This is a genomic window from Haloarcula hispanica ATCC 33960 (assembly GCF_000223905.1).
In the GTDB taxonomy this organism is placed as follows: domain Archaea; phylum Halobacteriota; class Halobacteria; order Halobacteriales; family Haloarculaceae; genus Haloarcula; species Haloarcula hispanica.
The window spans coordinates 250,837-270,188 of sequence record NC_015948.1 but is presented as its reverse complement, the minus strand read 5'-3'; the positions used below and the strand labels follow the sequence as shown (position 1 = coordinate 270,188).

Here is a 19,352-nt window from a genome sequence, read left to right as displayed (position 1 = left end):
GGATACCATGTCGCCCAGGAGAAACCCGACGCGCCGGGACTTCATCGCTACGAGCGGGGTAGCACTTGGGGTGAGTGTCGCCGGCTGTGCAACGGGGGATGACGCCGCGGACGAGACCCCGTCCGAGGCTGCACCTGGCGGTACCGAATCGACGCCCGAGGGAACCGAACAGGGACGGGGAAATGAGCTCCCGACAGCGTCTGCCCAGGAACGGCCATTAGTGCACATCCCGGCACATCAAGACGGGATGCGGATGGTCGGTATGGCGGAGGTAGGACCGTATATGGTGGCGATGTCCTATACACTGCTTCACGACTTCTGGATACTAACTGGCAAGGAGAAGAGTTACGTACAGATCGAGGACGGGCAGGGACTGCATCTCATGGCAACCGTGTGGGACCCGGAGTACAACCAGCGCATCCCGCTGGGTAGCCCGCCTGTCGAGGTTCGAGATGCCGCGAGCGGCGACAGTGTGACCGAAAAGTCGCTGTGGCCGATGCTGTCCCAGCAGATGGGCCCACACTTCGGGGACAACGTCGCGTTTCCGGAGGAGGGAGAGTACACGGTGCAACTCTCGTTTGACCCGGTCTCAGCGCGGCAGTTAGGGGAGTATCGCGGGCGGTTCACCGACGCGGTGGACGCCGAGTTCGACCTGCTGTTCAGAACCGACATCACGAACAACATTCGCGAGCGGTTCGTCGACGAGGCGGGACAAGCGGGGGCGCTCGAACCGATGGAGACGGATATGCAGCCCGACGGAAGGCTGGCGGATGCAGCGTCGCTACCGGGTGAACACGGCGGGATCATCGAAAGTGGTGCTGCGGAATTTGTGGTGCAGGTGCTGCGTAGGGCTCCGGCCGGAATCGACAGCTCTGGTCCGTATCTCGCCGTGTCCGCTCGAACGCCGTACAACCAGTATCCCCTCCCGTTCATGGGTCTCCGAGCAACTGTGGCCAACGCCGGCGAGGAGGTCCGCGAGCCACTGAAGGCAGCCATTCACCCCGAACTGGGGTATCATTACGGTGCCCCGTTCCCTGCTATCGCGATGGGTGACGACGTGACGCTTTCGGTCGGGGCCCCGCCACAGGTCGCGCGACATCGCGGCTACCAGACTGCGTTTCTGGAGTTCGACGACACGACGCTCACGCTCGGAGACGGGACGTAGGGGGCTACTCGGGGACACAGCGAGGAGATGACAGTTCTCACGCCAGACATGGCCTGGCCGTGTACTGTCAGCTACGATCGAGATGCAACTCCGGGCCAGAGTGCCACATCGGGAGAGAATCTGCTACCGCCGAGACGACGGAACCCGGCTACAACCATCGCACGGAAGGCGGGCGCTGGGATGCCAGACGACCGACGCCGAGAGAGCGCACGACGGCGATGCGGCCCAGTGTAGGACACGCCGCACACAGCGGCGAGACAATCATGGTCGGCCAAGCGAATCCATGTTCGTAGCTACTCTGTCTTGATTCGGCCTTCGACCGACGGCGAAATCGTCCCGTCCTCCTCGATTGCGTCCTCGACGATGACCGACAGCAGTTCGCCCTCGTTCGCGTCGATAATCCTCGGGGCGTCCTGGAACATCGTGTAGCTGTCGCCGCCTGTGGCGGTGAAGCCGTTCGTTGCGACGGTGTAGGTCGCTTCGGTGTCGAGTGGCTCACCACCGACTGTTACCTCCGTGACGCGGTCGCCCTTCGATTTGTCCGGGTCGTATGTGTAGCGCATACCGCTCACCTGCAGGAATCCGCCCCCGCCGGTCGAACTGAGCTCCAGTGCCTCGACCAGCGTTTCACCGGTGACCTCGATGGTCACCTGGTTGTTCCCGAACGGGAGGACGCTGTAGACCATTCGTCTCGTGATGTCCCCTTCGGGGTAGAGTTCGTCGGTCCGGATACCCCCACCGTTCTGGATTGCGACGTCCGCGTTGCCGTGGCTGCGGAGCGCATCGGCGATGTAATTCCCGAAGTTTGACTCCTCGGAACGCACAGTGTCCTCGCGGGCATCGAGTGGGACGGTTGTCTCTCCGATGACGACGTCGAGCTCGTCGCTGAGCTTGCTTTCGTAGCTTTCCGCGACTTCGAACACACCTGGGTGCGGTTCGACGCGGCCCTCATCAACCGCGGCAGCGGTGTCGTACACCGTCAGGCTGTGGTCGGTTCGCTCCCCGTCTTCGACAGTGAGCGTCAGTTCGCCGAGGTAGTCGTACTCGTCGTCAACAAAGGAAAGCACCGTGTCGTTCACGACTTGGGGCTCCTCGGAGAACGTCGCGGCGTGGTCGCCGACGATGGCGTCGATACCGTCGACAGACTCCGCGAGCTCGACGGCGGCCGGGCTTGCCACGTGGGACAGCACGACGACAAGATCAGCGCCGTCGTCCCGCATTTCGGTCACGACTTCCTCGACCGGGGCTTCGAGGCCCGGGACCTCCGTCGTCTCGCCCATGGTGGTGATCGTCGGCGCTTCGACGTTGATTATGCCCGTGAGCCCGACAGTCACATCGCCGGCCGAAACGAGTTCGTACTGGCTCGCTCCCTGTTCAGCGCCGAACACGTCGCCCGTTTGTGCGTTGCGGGCGTTCGCGCTCACCCACTGGAACTCGCTGTCGGAAATGCGGTCCCGCAACACGTCCGGCCCTCTGTCGAAGTCGTGGTTCCCGAACGTGTCGAACTCCAGCCCGCCCTCATTGAACGCGTCGACGATGTGTTTGCCGTCGAACTGTGCGGAGAGAATAGAGGTGGCCAGGTCGTCGCCGGATCCGACCTTTATTGAGTGGTCGTTGTTGTCCGCGATCTGATTCATCAGGTCGAAGTAGGTAGCGATGTTCGCCGCCTCTTCGAGGTCGCCATAACTGCCGTGGACGTGGGTGTCGTGGACGAGCGTCACCTCGCCCGTTGCAGGTTCAGATGTGCTCTCGGCCGTGCCAGATGAGGTCGTGGTCTCCTCAGCATCTGTAGATGCTTCGTCGGTCTGCTCGGTGCCGTTGTCGGAACTGGAAGCACAGCCGGCGATTCCCGCAACGCCGAGTGCAGCAGTAGCCGAGAGGAACTTCCGCCGGTCGACTGGTGTGTTCGTCGTATCGTTCTCCGATCGGTCCGCTGAAGCGGCTTCTAGGTCTTCTTTGTTGCTTCGTGACACAGCATACATTAGATTGAACGTTTATATAAAATGTTTGCTGGGTGCTAATTTGACGGAACTACAACAAATAATCCACACAGACGCTGGTGTGGTAATATTGCACAAAGTGAATCACAGACTTGTGCCATATTGGCATTCGGTCGGCAATAGCACAGTAGCGCAAGTTCGGACACACTCGTGCTGCAGCGGTGGAGCAGTCCGCGCCTCAGTGGTCTGGTTTCCGTGGCTTCAGGCTGTCGGCTCATCGGATTTTCGCCCCGAAGACAGTTTCACGGGTGTTATCAGGGCGTTGTAATAGCAGAACCGACACAGCAAGCGGTCGCTACTGCGTCGCGTAGGCTTGGAGGCCCGTCTCAAGGATGTCCCGGTATCGGTCGACGTCGATGTCGACAGCGACACGATTGTTGGGGTCGTTGTCGGTCGTGCCGTGCTCGTCACAGATGACGGCCCCGTGGCAGGGACCGCCGGTCGTGTCTACCTCAATGTGGTACTCCTCGAAGGTGAGTACCGATTCGTCGATGAGATCGGCGACGACGGCGGCGTCGTGGATAGCCGGTGCGTCGGCCAGCGGGTAGGTCCCGGAGTCGGGTCGGTAGTCGAGCCACTCGGCGATGGTTCCGCGGACGCCGTCGGCCGTGCGGAACTCCTCGATGAACTCGGGGGAGACGGTGGCGCGGTTGGTCACGTCCAGGCCGACCATCCGCGTGTTGGCGTCCTGCAGGACGCGGCTGGCCGCCGCGGGGTCGTTGTGGAAGTTGGCCTCGGCCATCGGCGTCACGTTCCCGGTCGTCATCGCCGCCCCACCCATGAGATAGATGTCCTCGACGAGGTCGGGTAACCGGGGCTCCTTGGCCAGTGCGATCGCCAGATTCGGAAGCGGACCGACGGCTGCGATCGTCAGTTCGTCCCCGTACTCGTGGGCGGCTTCGACGATTGCGTCGGCCCCGTGGATGTCCCGCGTGTCGCCGTCGGCGTCGGGGATGTCGCCGTGGAGCCCGTTCTCGCCGTGAATCCACTCGGCGGTCGTGAGATCGTCGACGAGCGGACGCCCACAGCCCCGGGACACCGGAACGTCGTAGCCACCGAGGCCCAGTATCGCGTGGGCGTTTCGCGTCGTGTTCTCGATAGTCGTGTTCCCGCAGACAGTCGAGAGACCGACAACGTCGATTGCATCGTGACCGAGCGCCATCGCCAGCATGACCGCGTCGTCGCAGCCAGGGTCCGTATCAAAGAAGACTTTGCGTGACATACCTCCGAAGTTCCGCCCATCGGGTCTTAAAAGCTGGTACGTACCGGTTGTGACACGGACACCGCCGGAGACAGACCTGTGGGCGATCTGTCGGGCCGTCGTCGCTACCACAATCCGTGTGTCGGAATGTGTGGCCGACAGACCAGGTGTGTCCGCCAAAGCCGTCTTATACTGCCCAAGCGGTGCGATACTGGGGGACAGCTGAGGGTTCATCCATCCCCGAAGTCCGGGCCACAGCTCAGGGGGAAAGTCGATCATTCGTTACGGAGAACAGTCAGTATCCGGCAACAGTGCGTCTATCATAAATTTTAACTATATAGTCACAATACCGTACAGGAAGTGATGGATAGAAATCACATACGGCCAGTACTACTCAGCGTACTACTCGTTTTGTCGGTTGTCAGCACCGGCTTCCTCGGAAGCGCCGCTGCTGCACCGAGCGAACAAAACGAGCTAGCAACGGCGAACAGTCAGACAGCAACACAGACGGCTTCGGCTGGTGGGGCGACCTGTCAGCTCGACGGGAGCTGTCCGGTTCCTGATGATTCCGTCGATCTCAACAACAGCGGTGCCGGCGTCGACGTGTTGATCGACGGGAGTCATCAGGGCTCGACGTTCACGAAGTTCGCAAACCGACTCAGCGAACGCGGGTACGACGTCGACACGAAACGGTCGACGACCGGCGGGCTGACCTCGTGGAACAGTTCGGCCGCGAACGGGCTGTCGGACTACGACGTGGTCATCATTCCCGTCCCCCAGACGGCCTATAGCGAGGCCGAGCAGGATGCAATCGACGAGTACGTCAGAAACGGCGGCAGCCTGTTCGTCGTCGGGGACTGGACCTCACCACTACAGGGCCACGCCGGCAAGCTCAACGACATCACCGACCCGTACGGCCTCCACTTCAACGGCGAGAGCGACAAGTGGCTCCGGAACGTTCAAGATCCGACCAACAAGACCGTCGAGGACTACGAGTGGCGGGTCATCCTGCACAACACGGGCCGCCATCCGATAATGAACAACGTCGACACCGTAGAGTACGACGGGGTCAGTCTCAACGTCACCGACACGGAAAACGGGACGCAGGCCCCGCTGCTGTACGGTGACAGCGATACCTACGAGTACACCTACTCCACGACAGAGAAAGAGTACCCCCGCGGCGAGCGCATCGTCGGTGCGGCCGCGACGTGGGACATCGGTGACAACGGCCGCGTCGTCGCCTTCGGCAGCCAGAAGTCGCTCACGACGTATCTCACCGACGAGTGGCAGGCCGAACACCAGCAGACCGATACGCGGCCGTTCCTCTTCCGAACGGTGAAGTGGCTGGCCTCGTCGGGCCACGTCGAGCGACCGGACAGGCCGGTCGCCGTCACCGGCGAGCAAATCAAGGGCGGCGAGACGCCGGCGAACGAGACCATCGTCCTGAAAAACAGCGAAGTCGCCGCCGCTATCGGCACTGAAACTAACGGTCCTTTCGGCACGTTGCCGGGCGGTATCTACGACGCCAACGCGTACGGGCTGACGACCGACCAGATCGGCGTCGCCGAGTTCGCGTTCAACAACTTCGGAACGTGGCCGAACTACGAGTCCTTCGAGCGCCAGAACGCAACCGGTCCGAACGACGCAGCAGTCGTCACCGCGACCGGCCACGTCAGTACGAACCCGAACGTTTCAGTCACGACGACGTACACGCTGCCGGCCAATTCCAGCCACATCTGGATCAACACCACGATGGAGAACGGCGGCGACCAGCGCCTTCCGGTCAATGATTCCGAGCGTCTCCAGAGCGGGGCAGCACTGAGTTCCGAGGGGCAGTCGACCTGGCTCCCCGGTTCGGGGAGAATCGAGGAGACGCGCTCGCCGCCAGTGAGTGCCGACACACTCGACCAGCCCTGGGCCGCGCTCACTGGTGACCGCGTGAGCTACGGCGTCTGGGGCGGGAACGGCTCCTTTACCTCGTACACGGGTTCCACGACCTGGATTGACCCGTGGCTCGAACACCGTCTCGACCCCGGCGAAACGCGGTCAGCGGAGTTCGCTCTCTTCGTCGGCGAGGATGGATCAAGTAGCGCGACCAGCGAGTACTACAACCAGCAGCAGGGAACCGAGACAGGGACGGTGACTGGCAGTATCGAAAGCACGGACAACGAGTCCGTCTCACAGGCCACAGTCACCGCCTCGAAGGGCGACCGCGCGTTCACCTACACCGTCGGGTCGGAGACCGGAACGTACGAACTCGAACTCCCCGCCGGTGAGTACACGCTGACGGCCGATGCCAGCGGGTTCGCAGCATCAGAGCCCAAGTCCGTCACCGTCAGCGGCGGCGAAACGACAACCGCCGACTTCGACTCGCTAGAAGGACCGGCTCCCGTCAACGTCACCGCAACGATAGACGACGAGGGCGAGGTCAGTCCCGCCGATGCCCGGATTACGGTGCTCGACGGCGGCACCGCGGTCCAGACCGTCTACACCCGGACGACGCCGGCCGGCACGGCCTCGTTCCAGCTTCCGCCCGGCAACTACACGCTGGTGTTCAACCACGGGACCGGCTACATCGCCGAACCAGTCGAGAAGAACATCTCGGTGACGCCCGGCGAGAAAGTCAGCGTCAACGCGACGTTCACCGAGGAGCTGGACCCCAGCGAACGCAACTGGGTCGGCATCGATCCCCACGCCCACAGCAGCGTCAGCTTCGACGGCAAGACGCCCATCGACAACTTCGTCGCCATCCAGAAATCGGCGGGCGTCGACGCGGTGTTCATTTCCGACCACAACGCCATCGGCGGCTGGGGCTCGATGGAGTCACAGGCCGCAGAGCGCGACATCATGTTCATCCGGAGCGAAGAGATAACCACCGGTGACCTCGGGCACTTCAACCCCTACCCGATGCACGGCGAGGAGATGGTCGACTCCGACGGGACCCTCGTGGAGTTCATCGAGGAGTCCCGGAACCGACACAACGCAACGGTGTTCCAGATCAACCATCCGGGTGACCGCTTTGTCAGCCTCGACAGTGCGCCCGGCCAACACGAGGAGTACCTTCCGATGGTCGACGCCATCGAGGCGTACAACGGTCCGTACGGCGAATCCGACGCTGCCAGCGTTCAGGGGCTGTTCACCCTCTGGAACGAGGGCTACGAGATCACGGCGACCGGTGTCAGCGACGACCACTGTTCGCAGTGCTTCCCGGCGAAATACGGCACCGCCCGCACGCGGGCATACGTTGAGGGACCCGTCACGCCTGAGAAGTGGGCCCAGTCCGTGAAAGACGGACATACGTACGCGACGTACGGTCCCGCCGTCGAGTTCACCGTCGACGACAGGATGCCTGGCGAGACCGTGAACACGACCGCCGGGTCGTCCGTAGAGGCGTCCGCAACGGTCCGGAACCTCGACGAACTGGCCTACGCCGAGGTCATCCGGAACGGCACGACGGTCTCGAACGTCACGCTCGACGGGACGAACGACACCATGAGCACTGACGTGGACATCGACGGGAACGCCTGGGTCGCCTTCCGCGTCGTCGACGAGGACGGCGACCGAGCGCTGACCAGCCCGGTCTGGATTTCGACCGACCAGCAGGCCGAATCCGGGACTGACGGCAACGGCGAATCCGGCGGCACTACGGGGACTGCGACGCCGGCGGACACCGAGGGCGAGTCAGCGGCAACAGCAGCGGATGACACTGCAACCGCGGAGTCGGAGACGACCGCCGCGTCCGGACCCGGGTTCACCGCCGTCGTCACACTGTTCGCGCTCATCGGCGCGGCGCTGCTCGCAACACGACGGAGGACCTGATCCATGCGGGACACCAGCCAGCGACGGAGTCGGCGTGGGTTCCTCGGAACCCTCGCGCTGGCTGCGGCGACCAGCGCAGGCTGTAGCAGCCTCGGCGGGACGCAGAACAGCCAGTCGGACGACATCGGGGCCGGCGGCTCGACGCCAACGCCCGCGCAGGGAGACGATGGGCCACATCACGACGAGGCGCACGGCCACACGCACACAGACGGCAGTCACGACCATGGCGAGGGACACAGCCACGGCAACGAACACGCAGGTAGCGACGACGAAGCCGACGGTACTGCCGACACCGAACTGGCCGCGTTCGAGTCCAACCTGCGGAAGTGGTTCGTCGACATCGACTCGCTCGCCGTCGAAGACAGCCGCGTCAGGCTGACGTACGTCACGAAGAGCACGCGCGGCCACGAACTCGCGGCCGGCATCGAGACGGTCGTCGTCTCGTTCATCCAGGCGTACACGGACGACTGGGGGGTCGAGGGCCTCGACGCGGAGGTGATCGAGCCGTCCGGCGACGTGATGGGCTACTGGCGAACCGAATCGCGGTGGGTCGAACCGGTCGTCGAGGGCCACGAGACGCGGACCGCGCTCCTCGAACGGACGCTCGACACGTACCACGGCCGCCTCACTCGCGATCACGATCACGGGGAGGCTGGAACCGACCACGGCGAGAACGAAAGCACTCACCAGCACCACAACGGAACCGAGCACGCGGACCACTGACGGCGGCAGTGTCGTCACTGCCGTCACTGTCGTTCTGGTAGCGAGAAGCTAGGACGCTCAGGTCCGAAAAGCGCTCTATCGTCGTCAGACCTTCAGCAACGACAGCAGGCTGACGCCGACGTCGAAGTACTCGATGAGGCGATAACCGACGAGGATTCCGAGGATACCCATGACACCGGCGAGATTCGGTGGGGCCGGAATGGGAACGTCAAGCAGTCCGAACACGACGCCGGTTGCGACGCCAGTCATCGTCGCGACGATAACGAGTGAGAGATTCATCGGTCGGTCACCGCTGTCCCACAGCGAGGAGCCACGCAGTCGCGTGTCGGAACGGCCCGAGAGCGACCAGTGGGTGTGTTTGATGTGTGTGTCATTGGTGCCGTAGAGAACGGGTTCGAGCGATAAGTATGCTCCTCATCGAGCCAGCAGTGGTGAGTAGTAGCACACACCAAGCCCAGACAGTGTTGCAAGGCCGAGAAGGACGCTCGGATATCTGAATTAGCGTCTTTTGTGTTTTTATCTCCAGATATCCACAGTATCCCAGGCTGATATGGCCGCATATACGATAGATAATAATAGAAGTCGGCTAGATAGAGAGAAGATGTGTATTCTGTAACCATACAGTGCATAGACAGAATAGAATAAGCAATAGACACAGATTGAGCGGCGCTGGTAGACCGAACACTGGCGACGACAACCAGAATAGCCTCCGGGAGGCTGGCGTTTATAAGCGAGCCACGGGAAGTGATGACGATGCAAGCCGTTCAGTTCGACAGTCACGGCGATCGTGATGTGCTCGAGTATGGCGAGTTTCCCGACCCCGAACCGGGCCGCGACGAGGTCGTCATCGACGTGAAGGCGGCCGCACTGAACCACCTCGACATCTGGACCCGTCGCGGGCTCCCCGGCATCGACCTCGATATGCCACACATCCCGGGGAGTGACGCCGCCGGGGTCGTCGACGAGGTGGGCGACGGCGTTTCGCGGTTCGAGCCGGGCGACCGCGTCGCCGTCCTCGCCGGCAAGAGCGGCGGTGGCGACGAGTTCACGCGGAAGGGCGACCCGACGCTCGCGCCTGATTTCCACATCATCGGCGAGCACGTCCGGGGTGTCCACAGCGAGTACGCCGCCGTGCCAGCGGAGAATCTCACGCCAGTCCCGGAGGGCGTCGACTGGGAGACGGCCGCCGCGTCGCCACTGGTGTTCCAGACCGCCTGGCGGATGCTCCGTGACCGCGGCGACCTGAAGGCCGGCGAGTCCGTTCTCGTTCTCGGTGCCTCCGGCGGTGTCGGCCACGCGGCCGTCCAGATAGCCGACCACGCCGGCGCTGAGGTGTTCGCCACTGCCAGCAGCCAGGAAAAGCTCGACTACGCCGAAGAACTGGGCGCGGACCACACCATCAACTACGAGGAGGCGGACTTCGCGAGCGAGATTCGGGACCTGACCGACGGCCGCGGCGTCGACATGGTTGTCGATCACATCGGCGCACAGACATGGCAGGACTCGCTCAAAAGCCTCGTCAAGGGCGGCCGGGTCGTCACCTGCGGCGCGACCACCGGCGGCAACCCGGAGACGGACATCAACCGCATCTTCTGGAACCAGTTGCAGGTCATCGGCTCGACGATGGCCACCCCGGGGCAGGCCGACGAAGTGCTTGATCTGGTCTGGCAAGGAGAGATGGAGCCGCGAGTCCGCGAGACGCTGCCGATGAGCGAGATCGCTCGGGCACACGAGATAATCGAGGACCGCGAAGGCTTCGGGAAGGTCGTCGTCGTTCCCGACAGCGAACTGTAGGGCCGCCCCCACATTTTTCTCGTTACTCCGCCCCGAAGCGGGCCGTTGCAAAGTCCTCGAAGGGAGCAGAGTACTGCATCAGCATCGTCCCGAGAATACTCATCACGAGCACGTAGGCGACAGTAAAGGAGTAGACGGCGTTGGCTAGCTCGGACGACAGCGACGTGCCTGCGCCGGTCAGTGCGACGGCGGCGATGATCAGAGAGAACTCGCCGCGAGTGACCATGCCGAGGCCGACGCGTATCGACCGACGGGGGTCGAGGTCGTACGCGCGGCCGCCCAGATAGCCCGACAGGATTTTCGTCGGCGTGGTGACGACGACAGCGGCGGCGACCAGCCCCGCGACGCTTGCGAACAATCGGGGGTCGGTCTCGACGCCGATCCAGAAGAAAAACACCGCCGCAAACGTGTCGCGGACAGGCTCCAACAGGTTCTCCAGTTTATGCGTGTGGGTGGTCGAGGCGAAGGCCATCCCGACGAAAAAGGCAGCGACAGCTTCGCTGACGCCGATAGCGAGGGCGATGCCGGAGACGAGAACCGTGATGCCGACGGCTCGTATCACTGTGAACTCATTCGAGTTCGTCTGCAGGGCCCGCTCGAACCACGGCGTCCCGTAGCGGGCCAGGAGCAGGAGCGCGACGATGAACGAGAGCGCGACGCCGACGGAGGTCACGGCGGCCCCCACGTCGGACCCGCCGGCGACGAGAGCGGCGGCTATCGTGAGATACACAGCGATGACCAGGTCCTCGAACACGAGCGTCCCGAGCAACGGGTCGGCCTCGTCGTTGGCGATCCAGCCGAGGTCGATGAGCGACTTCGTGATGATGGCCGACGAGGAGATGTAGACGATGCCGGCGACCAGAAAGGCCGCGAGCGGGTCGCGAAACAGCGCGAACCCGAGCAGGAGACCGGCACCGAAGTTGATGGCGAGGTCGATGGTCCCCGCTCTGGTGATGCGCTCCCAGCGGTCCAGCAGCCGGTCGAGATTGAACTCAAGCCCGAGGAAAAACAGCAGGAAGACGATACCGAGCTCCGCGCCGAGTTCGATGAACTCGGAGGACTCGACGACGGGGAGGCCGTAGCCGGCGACGGAGAATTGCCCCGCAACCGACGGCGACAGCACCATCCCGAAGACGATGTAGAACGGAATCACCGACTTGTTCAGCCACACGGCGACGAGGGTAGCGACCGCGACGGCGGCGAACAACACACCGATACCGAGCAGGTCAGCCACGGCGGTAGCCCCCCAACGAGCCGGCTACAGGCATCTGTCTACAGCTCTCCGCCAAGGAGCTGCTCGAACCGCTCACAGTTGTCGCGTTCGCCGATGACGACGATTGTGTCGCCGGCCTCGATTTCGGCGGTGGACGCGGGGGCGGCGATGACGTCGTCGTCGCGCTGTATCGCGACGACAGTGACGCCAGTCCGCTGACCGACATCAGCGCCGGCCAGCGTCTCACCGACCAGCGGTGAGTCGTCCTCGACTGCGTACCACTCGAGCAGCGTGCCCTCCGACAGCATCGTCTCGACATGATTGGATTCGACCGGCTGGAAGTACGCGCCTTCGAGTATCGTGCCGACTATCCGAGCCATCCGGTCAGAGAGTTCGAGCAACTTCACAGAGTCGGCGTCCTCGCTCTCTCTCAGATACAGTTCGCGAGTGCCCGTGTTGTGGGTCACGACGACCAGTTGTTGGCCACCGCCGATGTCCACCTCGTGTTTCTTTCCCACGCCGGGCAGGTCACTCTCGGTCACGTCCATAGCCCGAGATTGCGGTCCAGCATCCATAAGACCCGGTGCCCGCTGCGCTGCACAGACGGTCGTCGATAGCCGGTACGACGGGGGACCCAAAGGTATTAGTGGGTTCCTGCCAACGTTCAGGCAAGCCAACTTTCGCTAAAACAACTCAGCTTGTTTTAGCGTTAGGAGCTACCAATGCCACACGACACACTCCTGCTCATCGGTCGGGACACGTCACGCGCTACGCCCTACGAGACACACGCTCGCCGTCTGCGCGAGCGCGGGGTAGCCACCGACGTGAGGGTGCTGACCTACGACCACGAACCCCGTCGGGAGTTACGCGACGAACTGGTAGCCATCGATGCGGACCGGGTGTTTGCGCTCCCGATGACCGTCGCTCACGACCACACGACAGTCACGGACGTTCCGGCGGCGCTCGAGGAGGTCGACGCCGAGACGCATTACTGCGAACCGGTTGGGCGAAGCCCACTGCTGACCGAAGCGCTCCGTGATCGTGCCGCCGCTGCGGTACCGGAAGCTGCCGATTCGTCCGTCGCACTCGTTGCCTTCGGCTCCAGCGGCAAGCCGTATCAGCGGCAGGTGACGGAGTACCACGCCGAGCGCCTGCGCGAGCGGTCGGCCTTCGGCGAGGTCGAACCGTGCTATCTGCTGCAAAACCCCGCCGTCGAATGTGTCAGGTACAACCTCACCCACGACCACGCCGTCGCCGTGCCGCTCTTTCTCGCGCCGACCGACGCAACTGAGACGCAGATTCCCGCCAAGCTCGACCTCGACAGAGGCGGGCTCGCCTACACTGACACGCTGGGCGACCATCCGCTCGTCACCGAGGCCGTCGCAACCGCCGTCGAGACGGCACGGACGATGGCCGACACGCGCACGCCACAGACGTTCGAGGCGACGCTGGCCGCCACAAACCGGCCGATGGCGACCGACGGCGAGGGCGATTAGGGCTGTCGCGGCGGCAGTGCCGAGCTCCCGTCGACGAGAGGAAGCGATTTGTACCCACGGTACATTCTGGCACGTAGATGGTTCGCCGACGAGTAGCGCAGACGCGGGAACAGGTCAAAGAGAAGCTGGTGACCGCGCTGATAGAGGACCACTCTCCGCGAGAGGTCGCGATGAGCTTCAGCGTCGGTGTGTTCCTCACCGCGCTACCGACGCTTGGCACTGGGTTCATCGCCTTTCTCGTCCTCGCGTACCTGTTCAGACAGCTCAGCAAGGTCGCGCTGTTTGCCTCGGTGCTGATACTCAATCCGCCAGTCAAGTGGGGCGTGTACGCGTCGAGCTTCTGGCTCGGCAACCGGATTCTGGGGCCGATACCCGGGCTGTCATTCGACGGTGTGTCGATGTCGATGGGCGGCGACGTGCTGGTCCGACTGTGGACGGGGAACATTATCCTGGCCATCGTGTTCGCTGCTATCGGGTACGTGCTGGCGTTCCGTCTGATAAACGAATACAGGCGGCGGCAGCAAGAGCCCGCCGCAGTTAGCTGACCGCAGTAAAACGGCCTCAGTCTCGCCGCACGACGAACACCGACAGGTCCGAGAACCGCGTGTCGTCCCTGCCGCCACCGCCAGCATCTTTGGCAAGATCGCCGAGCGTCGTCGCGGTCCGCGCCTCGTCGTCGTGGGTGAGTCGCTCGTAGACCAGCGCCGGCAGCTCGGGGTCGCCGCCAGCGTCCAGCAGTTCGGCTGCGACGTCTTCGGGCATCAGGTCGAAGGGGCGCGGCAACACGAGCAGGTGTCGGTCGCCCACGTCGCTCCGGAGCCGGTCGAGGTCGGTGGAGAGGTCGCCGCTCTTGTGGAGCGTCACAAAGGTCGTGTCCTCCATTGGCGTCCGGGCGCGACTGGCAGCCAGTTGCAGCGAGGAGATGCCCGGCACGATACGAACCGGCCGGTCGACGGCACGCTGGACCTTCCCGACGAACTGGTAGCCCGAATGGTTCGGGTCACCCATCGCCACCGCAGTCCCACGCTCGCCGTCGGCCACGCGTTCGGCGAAAGTCTCCAGCGTGTCGAGTTCGTCCCGGTAGCCACAGGTCAGCAGGTCCGCGTCGGTCCGGTCGGCGACGAAGTCGACGACGGTTTCGAAGCCGACGACTACGTCAGCTTCGCGAATCGCCTGCTCACCGCGCGGCGTCAGGAAATCGAGGTTCCCCGGGCCGATGCCGACAGCGTGGACCGGCCGGTCGGCGTCGGGGTCCTCGGGCGCGCTCGCCGCGATGGCCGCTGGGTCCGGCCCGCTATCGAGGTCGTAGTCGTCGCTACTCATCGAGCGTGAGTTCCCCGTCTCGTACGTCTGAGGCTACGTGCACCAGTTCGTTCGTCAGCCCGGCGGCCAGTCCGCTCCCGCCGCGGCGGCCGACGTTCGTGATGGTCGGCACGCCGTGCTCGGCGGCGACCTCGCGGAGCCGCTCTCGGCTCTCGGCGGCCTTGACGAAGCCGACGGGCGTGGCGACGACGACCGCCGGGCGCGTGCCGTCCTCAATGCAGTCCGCCAGCGCGAGCGCGGCGGTCGGCGCGTTCCCGACGACGGCAATCGCCCCGTCGTAGACGCCCTGCTTGTCGAGTTCGAGCACTGACGCGGCCGTGCGGGTCATCCCGGTTTCGGCGGCCAGTTCCGCGCCGTTACCGATGGCCTTCTGGACCGGACAGTCGTGCCCGCGGCCGGTGATGCCGGCCTTGACCATCGTGATGTCGGTGACGATGGGTTGTTCATCGAGGACAGCGCGAGCCCCCGCACGGACCGGTTCGTCGTCGTCCGTCCCGGTGAACCGCATCAGATACTGGAACTCGGGGTCACCGGTCGCGTGGACGGACTTCTGGCGGATGCGGTCGGCCAACGTCTCGTCCGGCACGAGTTCGCGCACGCGGTCCATCGACGTCTCCGCGATATCCATCGCGTTCGAGGTGGTCGCGCCGAGGTCGGCGTACTCCTCGAAGTCGTCCTCGCTGTTCGTGTCGCCGTCTGTCGCGTCGTCTGTGTTAGTCGTCATCTGAGGTCACCTCTGTCGAATCGTTGCTGGAGCCAGCCCCGGCACGGGCCTCCAAATCACCGTCCACCTCCAGGTTCAGATCCCGCAGGCGGTCCTGCGTCTCGTCGTCGGCGTCCCAGAGCCCGCGGTCGATAGCTTCGAGTAGCGTGTCGGTGATCGAATCCAGCGCCCAGGGGTTCACGTCCCGGAGCCACTCCTGTCGGTCCGCGTCGAAGGCGTAGCGCTCGGCCACGTCCTCCCACAGCGTGTCGCTGACCACATCGGTCGTCGCGTCCCAGCCCAGCACCACGTCAACCGTCGTCGAGAGGTCCCCGGCTCCTTTGTAGCCGTGTTCCTCCATCGAGTCGAGCCACGAGGGGTTCAGAACGCGGGCGCGCATCGCCTTCCGGACCTTTTCCTCGTTGGTGTAGACGTCGACGTTGTCCGGATCCGAGGAGTCCCCGACGTAGGAATTGGGCTCCTCACCGGCGATTTCCGTGACTGCGGAGATGAAACCGCCGTGGAAGGCGTACCAGTCCGAGGAGTCGAACTCGTCCTGTTCGGCGGTGTCCTCGATTTTGACCGTCGCGTCGACCGAGGACAGGCGGCGCTCGAAGGCGTCGTGGGCGTCGCTGACCCGGCCCCGGGACCCCATCGCGTAGCCGCCCCACTGGACGTACACGTCGGCGAGGTCCGAGCGGTCGTCCCAGTTGCCCTCGTCGACGGCCTTGTTGGTCCCGGCACCGTAGCCGCCGGGGCGAGTGGTGAACACGCGGTGTTTCGCCGCGCTCTCGGCGTCGCCCTCGTCCATGCCGTCGGCCACGAGGTCTTCCGTTTCTTCCTCGACGTGTTTCTTCACGTAGTTCATCTCGTGGGGTTCGTCGAGGTCGACAACGGCGTCGACGGCGTCGTGGACGACCCCCGCTGCCGCCGGGAACGCATCGCGGAACAGCCCGGAGACCCGCGTCGTCACGTCGATGCGCGGGCGGCCGAGTTCCTCGAGCGGAATCGGCTCCACGTCCTCGACGCGGCCGGCGTCGGACCAGACCGGTTCGACGCCCATCAGCGCGAGCACCTGCGCAATTGTCTCGCCGCGGGTCCGAACCGTCGGCGTGCCCCAGACGACGACGCCGATTTCCTCGGGATACTCGCCCTCGTCGGTCTCGTGCCGTTCCAGCACGCCGTCGGCGACCTCGCTGCCCACGTCCCACGCCGTCTTGGCCGGGACCTTCCGCGGGTCCAGTGTGTAGAAGTTTCTGGCTGTGGGGAGCAGGTCGACACCGCCACGGGTCGGCGCGCCGGAGCCGCCGGGTGGGACGTACTCGCCAGCCAGAGCATCGGCGGTGCGGGGAATCTCGTCGGCTGCGCCGGCCACCCGGGGGGCCGCCTCCTCGCAGATGTAGGCCAGCGCCTCGCGGAGGTCCTCGTGTGCGCCAGACCGCACGCGGGCATCCCCGAGCGGTTCGATGTCGACCACGAGAAGGTTCATATTCACCTCCGAGGTGTTGTCTTCGAGTTCGCTCTCGGGCACGTCGAAGTCGTGCTCGGCCAGCGTCCGGACGAGGTCTTTGCTGGTCTCGTGGACGTGGTCGGCGGCCTCGGCGTAGGTCATCCCCAGCGCCTCGTCGTACTCGCCGGGGGCGTTGCGCAGTTTGTCGTAGTCGACGCCGAGCACGCCAGCGACGCTCTCGCGCAGGGACGGCGCGCCGGGGTTCTCGAGGCGCGTGAGCGCGACCAGGTAGTCGACCAGTCGGTCGTCGGCCGGCGGCTCGCCCATCGTGTGCAGCCCCTTCCGGATCTGCGTCGTCTTCACGTCGGTGAGGTACTCGTGGACCCGTTCGACGAGGGCGTCAATGTCGAGGTCGTCGCCAGCCACGTCACCCTCAGCGAGCGTCGACCCGGCTTCGTCAGGGCCACGTACGTCGGCCTTCTCGTCGATTTCGCCGGCGATGCCGAGTTCGACGGCGAGGTCCAGTTCGTCGACGGTCTGGCGGAGCTGCTCGGCGAGGTGCTCGCCGTCGTCGGTCCGGGCGTCTTCCATGCCGGCCTCGCGGTAGCGGTCGGCCAGCTCCTCCAGGTCGGCGAGGTCGTCGTACGTGCCGGCGTTGGCCATCACCGGGGTCAGGTAGTCGACAATGGCGGCGTAGGAGCGCCGCTTCGCCTGGGTCCCCTCGCCGGGGTTGTTGACGATGTACGGGTAGACGTTCGGGATGTCGTCGATGAGCTGGTCCGGTGCGCTCTCGCCGTCCAGCCCGACAGTCTTGCCCGGCAGCCACTCCAGACTGCCGTGGGTCCCGAGGTGAACGACAGCGTCCGTCTCGTAGCTGTTGCGGAGCCAGCGGTAGAACGCGACGTAGTCGTGGGGCGGCTGGAGGTCCGAGTCGTGGTACACTTTCGAGGGGTCCATGCCGAACCCGCGTGGGGGCTGGACCGTCACGAGCACGTTTCCGAACTCCACGCCGGGAATTGCGAACGGGCGCTCGGGCGGGTCGCCCCACTCCTCAACGACGTTCTCACGGAAGTCGTCGTCAAGCATCTCGAACCACTCGCCGTACTGGGTCGGCGAGACGGTGTCGACGCTCAGCTCGCGCACGTCCTCGGGCGCGACCCAGCGGTCGTCGAGGGTCAGTTGGGCGGTCAAGCGCTCGACAAGCGACTGGCCGCTCTCGGGCATCGTATCACCGAGGTCATACCCGCGAGCATCCAGTTCCTCCAGCAGATTCACTGTACTCTCGGGCGAATCCAGCCCGAAGGCGGTCCCGATACCGTCGTCGCTGGGCGGGTAGTTGTGCAGAACGACGGCGACCTGCTTCTCGTCGTTCGGGGTGTGGCGCAGTTCGGCCCAGTTGACCGCCAGCCGCGCGACGTGGTCGATGCGGTCGTCGATGGGGAAGTGCTGTTTCGGCGCGCTCCCGATATCGGCGTCGTCGTCGGTCCGCTCCTTACCCGAGATGGGGTGGGTGATGACGTTGCCGTCGAACTCCGGCAGCGCGACCGAAAGCGCGAGTTCGAAGCCCATCACGCCCGTATCGCTGCTGTCGTACCGGGACCGGGAGCGCATCGTCGTCACGGTCTGGATGACCGGGACGCCGAGTTTGTCGAGGAACACGTCCTCGGCGCTCTGGCCTTCGTCGTCGGCGCTGCGGCCGCGTTCGTCCATCGACAGCGAGAACATGAACGACGAGCAGACTGCATCGACCAGCGGGTTGCCGTCAGCATCGAGGAGCCACTCCTCAGTGACCTGTTCGGCGTTCCACTGGCCCTCGGCGTCGGTCGCCGGTTCACAGAATATCGGGAGCGCGTTCGCCCCTTGGGCCTCAATGGCCCGGACCTGCGCGTCGACGTAGCGGGTGTTCTCGTGGGTCCAGTGGGACTCGTAGAACCAGACGGCGACGGTCGGTTTCGCCGGGTCGAACGTCGCCCGCAGGTCGTCGATGCTCGCGCCCGGATGGTCGGGATGGTAGACGCCCTCCGTCGGCAGCGTCACCGGGTCGTCGTAGGATGGGTCGGCGTGCCCGTACTGCGCCACCAGGTAGCGCACGCAGTTGGCGACGTTGCTCGCCCCGCCCTTCTCGAGGTAGTCGTAGACTGTCTCGCGGTGCTCGTCAGGAACCGACGTGTCCTCGAAGGCGAAGGCGTCGCCCGTCGCTTTCACCACGAGCGGGACGCCGGCCTCGCGCAACCGCTCGACGGCCATCTCGTAGCCGGGCATGCTGTCCTCGGCTCCGTGGAGCCACAGGATTACGGCGTCGGCGTCTGTCAGTTCGTCGACGAACGCCTCGACCGCTGGCTCGTCGTCGAGGTCGCTCTCCGAGCGCACGACGAGGTCGGCGTCGACCTCGTCCGCGGCCCGCTGGACGGCCCCGAGTTCGTTCTCCGTCGCGGTGTAGAGTCCTAGCTGTGGCATAACGTTAT

At 64.6% G+C, this 19,352-nt stretch carries 14 protein-coding genes; 6 read left to right on the top strand and 8 right to left on the bottom strand.

Annotated features, from left to right (window positions below; all coding sequences use genetic code 11):
- Window positions 1-7 precede the first annotated feature (7 nt).
- Window positions 8-1,165: an iron transporter gene (locus HAH_RS01375; RefSeq protein WP_233425841.1), complete on the top strand. Its 1,158-nt coding sequence runs from the start codon at window positions 8-10 to the stop codon at window positions 1,163-1,165.
- A gap of 293 nt (window positions 1,166-1,458) precedes the next feature.
- Here HAH_RS01375 and HAH_RS01370 read toward each other — a convergent pair whose 3' ends face one another.
- Together HAH_RS01370 and HAH_RS01365 are read right to left on the bottom strand one after the other, a co-directional pair.
- Window positions 1,459-3,147: a bifunctional metallophosphatase/5'-nucleotidase gene (locus HAH_RS01370; protein WP_014039286.1), complete on the bottom strand. Its 1,689-nt coding sequence runs from the start codon at window positions 3,145-3,147 to the stop codon at window positions 1,459-1,461.
- Window positions 3,148-3,460: 313 nt separating this feature from the next.
- On the bottom strand, window positions 3,461-4,387 hold the full coding sequence (locus tag HAH_RS01365; protein WP_044951612.1) for a nucleoside hydrolase: 927 nt from the start codon (window positions 4,385-4,387) through the stop codon (window positions 3,461-3,463).
- Window positions 4,388-4,729: 342 nt separating this feature from the next.
- Here HAH_RS01365 and HAH_RS01360 point away from each other — a divergent pair, with 342 nt between their 5' ends.
- Together HAH_RS01360 and HAH_RS01355 are read left to right on the top strand one after the other, a co-directional pair.
- A complete protein-coding gene (locus HAH_RS01360) occupies window positions 4,730-8,185 on the top strand; it encodes a CehA/McbA family metallohydrolase (protein WP_023843085.1) in 3,456 nt (1,151 codons plus the stop codon).
- 3 nt (window positions 8,186-8,188) lie between these two features.
- Entirely contained in the window at window positions 8,189-8,908 is a 720-nt protein-coding gene (locus HAH_RS01355; protein ID WP_014039283.1) for a hypothetical protein, read from the top strand.
- Window positions 8,909-8,992: 84 nt separating this feature from the next.
- Here the strand turns inward: HAH_RS01355 and HAH_RS01350 are convergent, their stop codons facing one another.
- Entirely contained in the window at window positions 8,993-9,187 is a 195-nt protein-coding gene (locus HAH_RS01350; protein WP_004518274.1) for a XapX domain-containing protein, read from the bottom strand.
- Window positions 9,188-9,661: 474 nt separating this feature from the next.
- Here HAH_RS01350 and HAH_RS01345 point away from each other — a divergent pair, with 474 nt between their 5' ends.
- Window positions 9,662-10,702, top strand: coding sequence for a zinc-binding dehydrogenase (locus tag HAH_RS01345; RefSeq protein ID WP_044951606.1), 1,041 nt, complete (start codon window positions 9,662-9,664; stop codon window positions 10,700-10,702).
- A 22-nt stretch (window positions 10,703-10,724) separates the two neighbouring features.
- Here the strand turns inward: HAH_RS01345 and HAH_RS01340 are convergent, their stop codons facing one another.
- Window positions 10,725-11,936: a cation:proton antiporter gene (locus HAH_RS01340; protein WP_014039281.1), complete on the bottom strand. Its 1,212-nt coding sequence runs from the start codon at window positions 11,934-11,936 to the stop codon at window positions 10,725-10,727.
- A gap of 38 nt (window positions 11,937-11,974) precedes the next feature.
- Entirely contained in the window at window positions 11,975-12,463 is a 489-nt protein-coding gene (locus tag HAH_RS01335) for a cation:proton antiporter regulatory subunit (RefSeq protein WP_014039280.1), read from the bottom strand.
- Window positions 12,464-12,637: 174 nt separating this feature from the next.
- Between HAH_RS01335 and HAH_RS01330 the strand changes: the two genes are divergently transcribed.
- Together HAH_RS01330 and HAH_RS01325 are read left to right on the top strand one after the other, a co-directional pair.
- Window positions 12,638-13,411: a CbiX/SirB N-terminal domain-containing protein gene (locus tag HAH_RS01330; protein WP_014039279.1), complete on the top strand. Its 774-nt coding sequence runs from the start codon at window positions 12,638-12,640 to the stop codon at window positions 13,409-13,411.
- A gap of 77 nt (window positions 13,412-13,488) precedes the next feature.
- A complete protein-coding gene (locus tag HAH_RS01325; RefSeq protein WP_014039278.1) occupies window positions 13,489-13,956 on the top strand; it encodes a DUF2062 domain-containing protein in 468 nt (155 codons plus the stop codon).
- 16 nt (window positions 13,957-13,972) lie between these two features.
- Here HAH_RS01325 and HAH_RS01320 read toward each other — a convergent pair whose 3' ends face one another.
- Genes HAH_RS01320 through cobN form a run of 3 tightly spaced genes read right to left on the bottom strand, consistent with a single transcriptional unit; the run spans window position 13,973 to window position 19,344 of the window.
- Window positions 13,973-14,734 carry a cobalt-precorrin-7 (C(5))-methyltransferase gene (locus tag HAH_RS01320; RefSeq protein ID WP_014039277.1) on the bottom strand — a complete coding sequence of 254 codons (762 nt, stop codon included), beginning with the start codon at window positions 14,732-14,734 and terminating at the stop codon, window positions 13,973-13,975.
- The gene (locus HAH_RS01315) at window positions 14,727-15,458 is read right to left on the bottom strand and encodes a precorrin-8X methylmutase (RefSeq protein ID WP_014039276.1); all 732 of its coding nucleotides are present in this window, start codon (window positions 15,456-15,458) and stop codon (window positions 14,727-14,729) included. Before HAH_RS01315 ends, HAH_RS01320 begins: the two co-directional genes overlap by 8 nt.
- Window positions 15,448-19,344 carry a cobaltochelatase subunit CobN gene (cobN, locus tag HAH_RS01310; RefSeq protein ID WP_014039275.1) on the bottom strand — a complete coding sequence of 1,299 codons (3,897 nt, stop codon included), beginning with the start codon at window positions 19,342-19,344 and terminating at the stop codon, window positions 15,448-15,450. Before cobN ends, HAH_RS01315 begins: the two co-directional genes overlap by 11 nt.
- Window positions 19,345-19,352 lie beyond the last annotated feature (8 nt).

Bases quoted from the DNA above. Each gene is read 5' to 3' on its own strand.
- HAH_RS01325 (WP_014039278.1), top strand. From the start codon at position 13,489: ATGGTTCGCCGACGAGTAGCGCAGACGCGGGAACAGGTCAAAGAGAAG.
- HAH_RS01375 (WP_233425841.1), top strand. From the start codon at position 8: ATGTCGCCCAGGAGAAACCCGACGCGCCGGGACTTCATCGCTACGAGC.
- HAH_RS01320 (WP_014039277.1), bottom strand. From the start codon at position 14,734: ATGAGTAGCGACGACTACGACCTCGATAGCGGGCCGGACCCAGCGGCC.
- HAH_RS01355 (WP_014039283.1), top strand. From the start codon at position 8,189: ATGCGGGACACCAGCCAGCGACGGAGTCGGCGTGGGTTCCTCGGAACC.
- HAH_RS01360 (WP_023843085.1), top strand. From the start codon at position 4,730: ATGGATAGAAATCACATACGGCCAGTACTACTCAGCGTACTACTCGTT.
- HAH_RS01350 (WP_004518274.1), bottom strand. From the start codon at position 9,187: ATGAATCTCTCACTCGTTATCGTCGCGACGATGACTGGCGTCGCAACC.
- HAH_RS01370 (WP_014039286.1), bottom strand. From the start codon at position 3,147: ATGTATGCTGTGTCACGAAGCAACAAAGAAGACCTAGAAGCCGCTTCA.
- cobN (WP_014039275.1), bottom strand. From the start codon at position 19,344: ATGCCACAGCTAGGACTCTACACCGCGACGGAGAACGAACTCGGGGCC.
- HAH_RS01330 (WP_014039279.1), top strand. From the start codon at position 12,638: ATGCCACACGACACACTCCTGCTCATCGGTCGGGACACGTCACGCGCT.
- HAH_RS01345 (WP_044951606.1), top strand. From the start codon at position 9,662: ATGCAAGCCGTTCAGTTCGACAGTCACGGCGATCGTGATGTGCTCGAG.
- HAH_RS01365 (WP_044951612.1), bottom strand. From the start codon at position 4,387: ATGTCACGCAAAGTCTTCTTTGATACGGACCCTGGCTGCGACGACGCG.
- HAH_RS01315 (WP_014039276.1), bottom strand. From the start codon at position 15,458: ATGACGACTAACACAGACGACGCGACAGACGGCGACACGAACAGCGAG.
- HAH_RS01335 (WP_014039280.1), bottom strand. From the start codon at position 12,463: ATGGACGTGACCGAGAGTGACCTGCCCGGCGTGGGAAAGAAACACGAG.